Genomic DNA, 9,144 nt, shown 5'->3' on the forward strand with positions numbered 1-9,144 from the left:
AGTGCAAACCATGGAACTGGTTTTCGAAAGGGTCGGGGCCGGGCCGGCCTCCAGCGCCCGCTTCACCGCGCGCGGCGGCGTGATCGGGCGGGCGGCGGACTGCGACTGGGTGATTGCCGACAGCAAGCGGGTCATCTCGGGGCGACATGCCCGGGTGACTCACCGGGACGGTGATTATTTCCTCACCGACACCAGCAGCAACGGCATCCGCCTCAAGGACAACGGCGCCAGCCTGATCAAGGGTGTGCCGCAGAAGATCGAACATGGCGCCATCTTCTGCCTGGGCGATGTGGAGATTCGTGCCCGCCTGGTGCCCGGGATGGAGGAGGACGCGCTGCTGACGAGCGCCAGCATCATTCCGGACGATGCCTTTCTGGAGCTTGACCCGCTGGCCGGGCTGGACGCCACGGCAGCGGAAACGGCGGCCCATGACCTCGATCTGTCGCTGTCCCTCGCCGCCAGCGAGGCGCCGCAGCGGGACTACGCCGCCGTGGAGGCGGAAAGCCTGCTGGTGCCGCGGCTGGTGCCGGCGACCGCCGCCACGCCAGCCGCTACGCCGGCGCCGGTCCGTGCGAGCCGGGATGATTTCTGGCAGCAGCTGGGCGAAGCGCTGGGCATGCCGCTGGAGACGTTCGACGAACCGGCCCGTCAGGCCGTGGCACTGCAGGCCGCCCGCCTGCTGCGCCAGTGTGTCGGTCAGTTGCAGCAGAGCCTGCGCACCCGCAGCGAGCTCAAGGGCGAACTGCGCCTGCAACAGACCACCGTGCAGAGCGCCGGCAACAACCCGCTCAAGCACGCGGTCAACAGCGAGGAAGCAATGCAGGCCCTGCTGCGCGCCCCCAAATCCGGCCAGTTGAAGGGCGAGCAGGCGGTGGCCAACGCCTTCCGTGACCTGCAGGCCCATCAGGTGGCAATGCTGGCCGCCAGCCGCGCCGCGGTGCAGGCCATGTTCGAGCACTTCGCACCGCAGCGGATCGCCGCGCGCAGCGACCATGAACGCAAGCCCTGGCCGGTCACGGCCGGCAGCCGCTGGCGCGCGTACTGCCACGAGCATCGCCAACTGGACCAGAACGGCGACTGGGGCCAGCGCCTGTTCGCCCGTGACTTCGCTCAAGCCTATGAAGAACAGGTCCGTCTGATCGCCACCCTGAACACCGACTCGCAAGGATGATGTCCATGTTTCGCCTCGCTCCCCTGGTCCTGCTCGGCGCCCTGCTGTGCCTGGGCGGCTGCTCCTCGTCGCTGACCAAGCTGGATATGTTCGCCACCGCGAGCAACAGCCTGAACCCCGATCTCGGCGGCCGGCCGTCGCCGATCGTGGTGCGGCTGATCGAGCTGCGCCATCCGGCGGCCTTCGAGAACGCGGATTTCTTCGCCCTCTACCAGAACCCGCGCCAGGCGCTGGCGCCGGATTTCGTCACCCAGGAAGAGTTCGAGCTGCGCCCGGGCAGCTGGCGTGCGCTGAAGGTGCACGTGCAGCCCGGCAGCCGCTACGTCGGCGTGTTGGCCGCCTATCGCGACCTGCAGGAAACCCGCTGGCGCCAGGTCATTCCGCTCGAGGAGCAGGCGCTGCACAAGGTGCGCCTGCATCTCGACGACCAGGGCGTGCGGCGCCTGGATACCCCCGAGCCGGAGGACGACTGACATGGCCCTGGACAAGGTGATCTGGCAGGAAGGCATGCTGCTCAAGCCGCAGCACTTCCAGCAGAACGACCGCTATCACGACCACCAGCTGAAGAGCCGCACCCAGCGCCTGGGGCACTATCCGTGGGGTTTCTTCGGCCTGGAGATCGACCGGCAGTTCCTCAACATGGGCAAGCTGGTGCTGAGCCGGGCCAGCGGTCTGCTGCCCGACGGCACGCTGTTCGACATCGGCCCCGAGCAGCCGCCGCTGGTGCTGGACATCGCGCCGAACACCACCGGCACGCCGGTCTATGTGGCCCTGCCGCTGGCCACCGGCAATCACATCGAAAGCCGCCGGGCCGAGCAGAAGGACGTGCTGGCGCGTTTCGTCACCCTGGAACGCGACCTGGCCGACTCGAACGCCGGCGACAATGGCCTCGGCCAGGTCGGCTGCGGCCAGCCGGATTTCCGCCTGCAGCTGGGCGATCAGCACAACGACGCGCTGTTCGTGAAGCTCAAGGTGTGCCAGGTACTGGATACCACGCCCGACGGCGTGATCAGCCTGGATGCGGCGTTCATCCCCAGCTTCCTGCACTTCCATGCCAGCGATTACCTGCTGTCCTGCCTCAAGGAAGTGATCACCATGCTGGCGCACCGGGGCGACACCCTGGCCGAGCGCATCCGCGTCACCGGCAAGGTGGGCGGCGCGGAGGTGGGGGATTTCATGATGCTGCAGCTGATCAACCGCTACGAGCCGCTGCTGCGCCATTACCTGGGCGTCGATCAGGTGCATCCTGTGCAGATCTACCGGGAACTGCTGTGCCTCTTCGGCGAGCTGGCGACCTTCTCAGCCGAGAGCAAACGCCCGCGCCTGGAGGGCCGCTACCAGCATGGCGACCAGGGCGCCAGCTTCCATCAGTTGCTGGACGCGTTGCGCCAGGTGCTGTCGATGGTGCTCGAGCAGCACGCCATCGAGCTGCCGCTGCAGCAGCGGCAGTACGGCATTCAGGTGACGCCGCTGCACGATGCCAGCCTGCTGGACAGCGCGGTGTTCGTGCTGGCCGCCAGCGCCGAGTGCGATTCGGAGTCGCTGCGCACGCGCCTGCCGGCGCATCTGAAGATCGGCCCGGTCGAGCACATCCGCCAACTGGTCAACCTGCACCTGCCGGGCATCCGCCTGCGTCCGCTGCCGGTGGCGCCACGGCAGATCCCCTTCCATGCCGGCAAGACCTACTTCGCGCTGGAGCTGACCCCCGACGAGCAGGAGCAGATGAAGCGTTCGGGCGGCTTCGCGCTGCATGCGTCCGGTGAATTCACCGGGCTGGAACTGAAATTCTGGGCGATCAGGGATTGAGAGAGATGGATTACACAGCGAGCGACAGGACGGTCGTGCTCAGCCACAACGGCCAGCCGCCGGCGGCGGACAGCCTGCTGAGCGACGCCGGGGCCACCCCCAGGTACGACGAGCTGGAGGCGCGCATGGTCTTCGCCGCGCGCGTGCGGCCGGCCGAGTCCTTCAGCGTCAGCCTCAACCCGCTGGTGGCGGCGGCCGCGCCGCTGCTGTCCGAGGCAGTACGTATCAGAAGCAATCCGCACGGCGAAGACCTGCACGCGCTGCAGGCGCAACTGGGCGCCGCCATCCGCCAGTTCGAGTACCGCGCCCTGCAGGACGGCGTGGAAAGCGCGCAGGTGATGGCGGCCCGCTACGTACTGTGCAGCGTACTGGACGAAGCCGTGGTGACCACGCCCTGGGGCGTGGCCGGCGAGTGGTCGCAGTTGAGCCTGCTGAGCGGCTTTCACAACGAGACCTTCGGCGGTGAGAAGGTCTTCCAGCTGCTCGAACGCCTGGCGCGCAACCCGGTCAAGCACCTGGCCATGCTCGAACTGCTGTACCTGTGCCTGGCGCTGGGCTTCGAGGGCCGCTATCGCGTGCTGCCGCGCGGCATGCTCGAGCTGGAGGCGGTACGCGACGGGCTGTACCGGCAGATTCGCCAGCTGCACGGCGATGTGCCGCGCGAGCTTTCGCCGCACTGGGAGGGACTGACGGGCGGCCAGCGGCGGCCGCTGTTCAACGTGCCGGCCTGGAAGGTGGCGCTGGCCGCCGTGGCCTGCCTGGGCGTGCTGTATGTGAGCTTCGCCTGGGCGCTGGGGGCGCAGCGCGACCACGCGCTGCAGCCCTACCTGGGCACGGACGCGGCAATTGAGTTTTCCACGCAGTCAGGGATGAAGTGACATGGACATCAAGCAATACGCGGCCCGGATCGGCCGTTTCCTGGCGCGGACCTGGGTCTGGAGCCTGCTGCTGGTGCTGCTGGCGAGCCTGCTGATCTGGTTCGTCGGCCCGCTGCTGGCGATTGCCGAGCAGCGCTTCTGGGCCTCGCCGCTCAGCCGTCTGGCCAGCATCGGCCTGCTGGTGCTGCTGTGGGGGCTGGCCCTGGCGTTCGCCGACTGGCGCGGCAAACAGCGCCAGCGCCGCGCGCAGAGCGCCGAGCAAGCCCAGGAGTCGCTACGTCAGCAAAGCCTCATCGGCGAGGAGCAGGCCGAATTGCGCCATCGCTATCGCGAGGCCCTGCGCACGCTCAAGGGGCACGGCGGAAAATGGCGCGAGGAGCTGCCCTGGTACCTGCTGATCGGCCCGCAGGGCAGCGGCAAGACCAGCCTGCTGGATTTCTCCGGACTGGAGTTCCCGCTCAATCAGGGCGCGGAGCAGCGTCTGACTCGGGAAGTCGCCGGCACCCTGTACGCGGACTGGTACTTCGCCGAACAGGCGGTGCTGATCGACACGGCCGGCCGCTATCTGAGCCAACCCGACCCGGCGGTGGACAGCCTGGGCTGGCAGACGCTGTTGCACCTGCTGCGCCGGCGTCGCACCCGGCCGCTCAATGGCGTGCTGGTGAACCTGCCGGTGGATGTGCTGCAGAGCGGCGACGAACTGGCGCTTGAATACCTAGCGCGCCAGACCCGCCAGCGCCTGCAGGAGATTCATCAGCAACTGGGCGTCGACGTGCCGGTGTACCTGGTGCTCGGCAAGGCGGACAAGGTGCCGGGCTTCGCCGAGTCCTTCGATCAGCTGTCACGCGAGGAGGCCGACCAGGTACTGGGCATGACCTTCCGTCCGGGGCAGTCCGCCACCGAGCAGGCGACCCTACGCGCGGAACTCGAAACACTGCTGCGACGGCTGAATCACCAGGTGATTCCACGCATGCATCAAGAGCGGGATACGGTGCGGCGCGGGCGCATCCTCGACTTTCCCCATCAGCTTGGCCAGCTGGGCGAGCAGCTGTGCCTGTTCGTCGAGCTGGCCTTCGCCGGCAATCGCTACCAGCGGGCCAGCCAGCTGCGTGGCCTCTATTTCATAAGTGCACCGCAGTTGGCGGGCGGGCTCGATCCGGTGACCCTCGGCATTGGCCAGCAGCTCGGTCTGGCCGGCAGCCTGCTGCCCAGCCTGCACACCGGCAAGCCCCGCTTCATCCATGATCTGTTTGCCAAGGTGATCTTCCCCGAGGCGCCGCTGGCCAGCCTCGACGGCCAGACCGCGCGGCGCATGGCCTGGGGGCAACGAGGGCTTTATGCCGCGGCGCTGGGCAGTGTGCTGGCAATGGCCGTCCTCTGGGCCAACGCCTTCTCGGACAACCAGGCTCGCCTCGAGCGTCTGCGGCAGACTGCCGACAGCCTGCTGCCCGCCCGCGAGCAACTGGACGCCCATGACGACATCCATCGCCTGCTGGAAGTACTGGACATCAGTCATGCCGCTACCCAGGTTTTCCCCGACAGCAGCGAGGTGCCCCTGGTGCAGCGCGGCGGCCTGTACCAGCGCAGCCAGGCGGAGCCGGTGGTGACCGACAACTATCGACGTGACCTGGAACGCCTGCTGCTGCCTCGGGTGCGCCAGCTTCTGGAAACACAGCTGGTGCAGCGGACAGACCGCGATGCCCTGCTGGCCAGCCTGCGCGCCTACCTGATGCTCAATCTGCCCGAGCGGCGGGACGCCGGCTTCCTCGCCGACCGGCTGGCGGCGGAGTGGTCACGGCGCCACCCGGGGGAGGCGACCGTACAGGCAGCCCTGAACGGTCACTTTCAACGTTTGCTGGCCGAGCCGTTTGCCGCACAACCGATCGACGCGGCCTTGGTGGCCCAGGCTCGCCAGACGCTGCGCAGCGAGTCGCTGGCCGAAGTGGTGTACCGCGCACTGCGCGAACAGGCCCAGCAATTGCCAGAGTACCGCTTCCACCAGCATCTCGGCCCGCAGGCCACCCTGCTCAATGGCAGCGACCATGCCATACCCGGCCTCTACACCCAACGCGGCTATCGACACTACCTGCTCGCCCAAGGGCCACGCCGAATGGAGGAGATCCTGCGCGACAACTGGGTGCTGGGTGAGAGCGCGGGCCTGAGTCCGCATGATCTGGGCCGCCTGCTGGCCGACGTGGAGCAGCTGTACTTCCGCGACTACGCCTACCACTGGTCGCAGGCGCTGGAGCAAATGGAGCCAGAGCCCGTGGGCAATGCCGCGCAGGGGGCACGTCTGGTCGCCGGGTTGGGCTCGCCCAGCTCGCCGCTGCTGCAGCTGCTGGTTCAGCTACGGGAAAACACGCTATTCAGTGGGCTGGCGGCAAGCACGGCAACCGCCGGCGAGCTGTTGTCCGCCGCCACAGCATTGGGTACACCGCTCGCCAGCGCCGTACCGGACAGTGCTCGCAAGGCCATGGAACGCCACTTCGCGCCCCTGCATCGGCTGCTGGACGGCGACGGCGCAGCCGGTCCCGAACTCGCCAACAGCTTGCAGGCCCTGGATGATCTGCACACCCTGCTCAGCACACTGGCTCAGGCCAGCCAGCCGGAACAGACCGCATTCGAACTGGCTCGCCAGCGCATGAACGGCCGTAGCGACGCCCTCAGTCAGCTGCGCAGCAATGCGGCGCGGATGCCCAAGCCGATCGGGCGCTGGCTGGAACTGCTGGCCGATGACAGCTGGATGCTGATCCTCAGCGAAGCCCAGCACCACCTGAACCAGCGCTACCAGGCCGAGCTGTACGCCTTCTACCAGGGCGCCCTGAGGCAGCGTTACCCGTTCGAGGCCCGTAGCCAGAGCGAAGTCTCCCTGGCCGACTTCCGCGAGTTTTTCAAGAGCAAGGGGGTGGCTGACCGCTTCTTCGAGGGCTATGTGCGCCCCTTCGTGACCGGCAGCGGCAACCAACTGAAATTGCGACTGGTCGATGGTCGTGGCCTGCCCATTTCCCCGCATTTCCTAGCTCAGCTGGGCAAGGCGGAGGACATCCGCCGCAGCTTCTTCGCCGATAATCCCGAGGAGCCCAGCCTGCAGTTCAAGCTGGAATCTTATTTGCTCGATTCGAACATGCGCCGCGCGGAGTTCCGCTTGGGCAATCAGCAGCACGAGTACCGCCATGGTCCGATCGCGCAAACCTCGTTCCGCTGGCCAGACCATACCCTGGACGGCAGGGCCAGTGTGCTGATCGAGGAGATCGGGGGCCGCCGCCTCGCCGTGGAGAAGAACAGTGGTCACTGGTCGCTGTTCCGCCTGATCGATCAGTTGCAGGTGGAGCACCACAGCGGGAGGGATGTGCTTCTGCTCAAGGCGCATCTGGAAGAACGCCGCGCTCAGTATCTGCTGCACAGCCAGCGCTCGCCTAATCCCTTCGATCCGTCGCTGTTGCGCAGCTTCAAGCTGCCGGCGGTCCTGTAATGAGCGGATGGCAGAGCGCGGCGCGCAGCGAAACCGGCAAGGTACGCCAGCGCAACGAGGATGCGCTGCTGGCGGCCGCTGATCAGGGTCTGTGGGCCATTGCCGACGGCATGGGTGGGCATGCCAATGGGGCACTGGCCAGCCGCAGCATCATCGAGGGACTGTCGGCACTGCAGTTGAACGGCACGCTTGAACAGCGCATTGCCCAGGTGCGTACCGAGCTGGTCGGACTGAATCAGCGGCTGAGCCAGGATCTGACCCTGGCGGCCGATCAGCAGGATTCGATCATGGGCAGTACCGTGGTCGTGCTGCTGGTCGAAGGAGTACGCGGGGCCTGCCTTTGGGCAGGCGACAGCCGATGCTACCTCTGGCGGGACCAGCGGCTCTTTCAGCTGACGCGAGATCACTCGCTGGCCCAGCAACTGATCGACAGACACCGATACAGCGCCGAACAGGCCGCCCAGCATCCAGCCTCCCAAGCACTGACCCGCGCCGTGGGCGCAACGAACGATCTGGAACTGGACACAGTGGAGTTCGACGTCCGCCCGGGCGATTGCTTCCTACTGTGCAGTGATGGCATCCATCAGGCATCGCCGGCTGCGGTACTCGGTGCGGCGTTGAAGGCGCCGACACCGAAGCGGGCGGCAGATCTTCTGATCGACTTCGTTATGCAGGGCCCGGCGCGCGACAATCTGAGTGCCGTGGTGGTCCGCAAGATGCCATCGGGAGTCCGCCAATGACGAGCATCATTGAGCCGGAAATGACCTATTTCGCCTTTGCGCAGTCGACCGCGAAAAAGACGGAGCCGCGATCGACATGCCTGCCGCCAGTACCCGACCTGTTATGCAATCGCTATCGGGTGGAACGACTGCTCGGTGTAGGTGGCATGGGCGCCGTCTTCAGAGCGCGAGACCTGCTACGTGAACAGCTGGGAGATCCCTGCCCGCTGATCGCGATCAAGACCCTGAACAATGAGTGCGCCGAATACCCCGACGCGCCGACCCTCCTGCACAGCGAGTTCGCTCGCACGGTGCGCCTGAAGCATCCCAATGTAATCAGGGTGCTGCATTTCGATATCGACCCGGCAAGCGAGCACCCCTTCATCGTCATGGAACTACTCGAGGGCATCACGCTGGATCAATTGCTCCTTCGCCAACCACAGGGCCTGGCATGGAGCGATATCCACAGCATCGGCGGCAGCGTGCTGGCTGCGGTCGCCCATTGTCATGAGCGGGGCACCGTTCACGGGGACATCAAACTCAGCAATATTCTGGCGGGCAAGGAGGGTGTTCGTCTGTTCGATTTCGGCCTCGGACACTGTTCTCAGGACCAGCTTCCACAACTTGACCGAGAGCACTTCAAAGCCTGGACCCCCGGATACGCCGCTCCGGAAATCTTGCAAGGTGAGCCCGCCAGCAGCGCGGCGGATGTTTACTCGCTGGGCTGTGTGCTACTGGAGCTAAGCGGTGCGCGCCTGAAGAACGAACCACTCCGCCAGCCTGCGCAAATGCCGACAAGCCTCTGGAAAGTGCTGAACCGTGCGATCTCCAGCCTGCCGAACCAGCGCTGTTCCGCTCGTCAGTTGCATGAAGCCTGGGGGAAGACTACTCAGCACTCTCTGCTCTCCAAGCTGATCGCCAGGCTTCAGTGAGCTGAAAAATACAAAACCCCAACCCGCGGTTGCGGATTGGGGTTTTGGTTTTAGGTGCTTGACGATGACCTACTCTCACATGGGGAGACCCCACACTACCATCGGCGATGCGTCCTTTCCCTGCCGCGCCTGGGCCGGGAACCGGTGCCTCAACAGCCGTATGGCC

7 protein-coding genes are annotated in these 9,144 nt (G+C 66.3%); all 7 read left to right on the top strand.

The features are described 5' to 3' along the window. Nucleotides 1-10 precede the first annotated feature (10 nt). The 7 genes from tagH to PT85_RS12275 are packed head-to-tail and all read left to right on the top strand — an operon-like array spanning nucleotide 11 to nucleotide 8,978. The gene (gene tagH / locus PT85_RS12245; RefSeq protein WP_039606762.1) at nucleotides 11-1,171 is read left to right on the top strand and encodes a type VI secretion system-associated FHA domain protein TagH; all 1,161 of its coding nucleotides are present in this window, start codon (nucleotides 11-13) and stop codon (nucleotides 1,169-1,171) included. Between the two features lie 5 nt (nucleotides 1,172-1,176). Then, the gene (gene tssJ, locus PT85_RS12250) at nucleotides 1,177-1,644 is read left to right on the top strand and encodes a type VI secretion system lipoprotein TssJ (protein WP_027590241.1); all 468 of its coding nucleotides are present in this window, start codon (nucleotides 1,177-1,179) and stop codon (nucleotides 1,642-1,644) included. A gap of 1 nt (nucleotide 1,645) precedes the next feature. Next, nucleotides 1,646-2,977, top strand: coding sequence for a type VI secretion system baseplate subunit TssK (tssK, locus tag PT85_RS12255; protein WP_039606763.1), 1,332 nt, complete (start codon nucleotides 1,646-1,648; stop codon nucleotides 2,975-2,977). A 5-nt stretch (nucleotides 2,978-2,982) separates the two neighbouring features. Continuing rightward, nucleotides 2,983-3,855, top strand: a complete 873-nt coding sequence (gene icmH, locus PT85_RS12260) for a type IVB secretion system protein IcmH/DotU (RefSeq protein WP_039606764.1) — start codon at nucleotides 2,983-2,985, stop codon at nucleotides 3,853-3,855. Nucleotides 3,856-3,862: 7 nt separating this feature from the next. Further along, nucleotides 3,863-7,327 (top strand): type VI secretion system membrane subunit TssM, encoded by a 3,465-nt coding sequence (gene tssM, locus PT85_RS12265; protein WP_039606797.1) that lies wholly within the window; start codon nucleotides 3,863-3,865, stop codon nucleotides 7,325-7,327. Then, nucleotides 7,327-8,067 carry a PP2C family protein-serine/threonine phosphatase gene (locus tag PT85_RS12270; protein ID WP_027590245.1) on the top strand — a complete coding sequence of 247 codons (741 nt, stop codon included), beginning with the start codon at nucleotides 7,327-7,329 and terminating at the stop codon, nucleotides 8,065-8,067. Before tssM ends, PT85_RS12270 begins: the two co-directional genes overlap by 1 nt. Further along, the gene (locus PT85_RS12275) at nucleotides 8,064-8,978 is read left to right on the top strand and encodes a serine/threonine protein kinase (RefSeq protein WP_039606765.1); all 915 of its coding nucleotides are present in this window, start codon (nucleotides 8,064-8,066) and stop codon (nucleotides 8,976-8,978) included. Before PT85_RS12270 ends, PT85_RS12275 begins: the two co-directional genes overlap by 4 nt. Nucleotides 8,979-9,144: the final 166 nt, after the last annotated feature.

The sequence above is a fragment of the Pseudomonas flexibilis genome, from assembly GCF_000806415.1.
GTDB lineage: Bacteria > Pseudomonadota > Gammaproteobacteria > Pseudomonadales > Pseudomonadaceae > Serpens > Serpens flexibilis.

What these genes read in the sequence shown, in the direction of transcription:
- tagH (WP_039606762.1), top strand. Translation starts at nt 11, where the DNA reads ATGGAACTGGTTTTCGAAAGGGTCGGGGCCGGGCCGGCCTCCAGCGCC.
- PT85_RS12275 (WP_039606765.1), top strand. Translation starts at nt 8,064, where the DNA reads ATGACGAGCATCATTGAGCCGGAAATGACCTATTTCGCCTTTGCGCAG.
- tssK (WP_039606763.1), top strand. Translation starts at nt 1,646, where the DNA reads ATGGCCCTGGACAAGGTGATCTGGCAGGAAGGCATGCTGCTCAAGCCG.
- icmH (WP_039606764.1), top strand. Translation starts at nt 2,983, where the DNA reads ATGGATTACACAGCGAGCGACAGGACGGTCGTGCTCAGCCACAACGGC.
- PT85_RS12270 (WP_027590245.1), top strand. Translation starts at nt 7,327, where the DNA reads ATGAGCGGATGGCAGAGCGCGGCGCGCAGCGAAACCGGCAAGGTACGC.
- tssJ (WP_027590241.1), top strand. Translation starts at nt 1,177, where the DNA reads ATGTTTCGCCTCGCTCCCCTGGTCCTGCTCGGCGCCCTGCTGTGCCTG.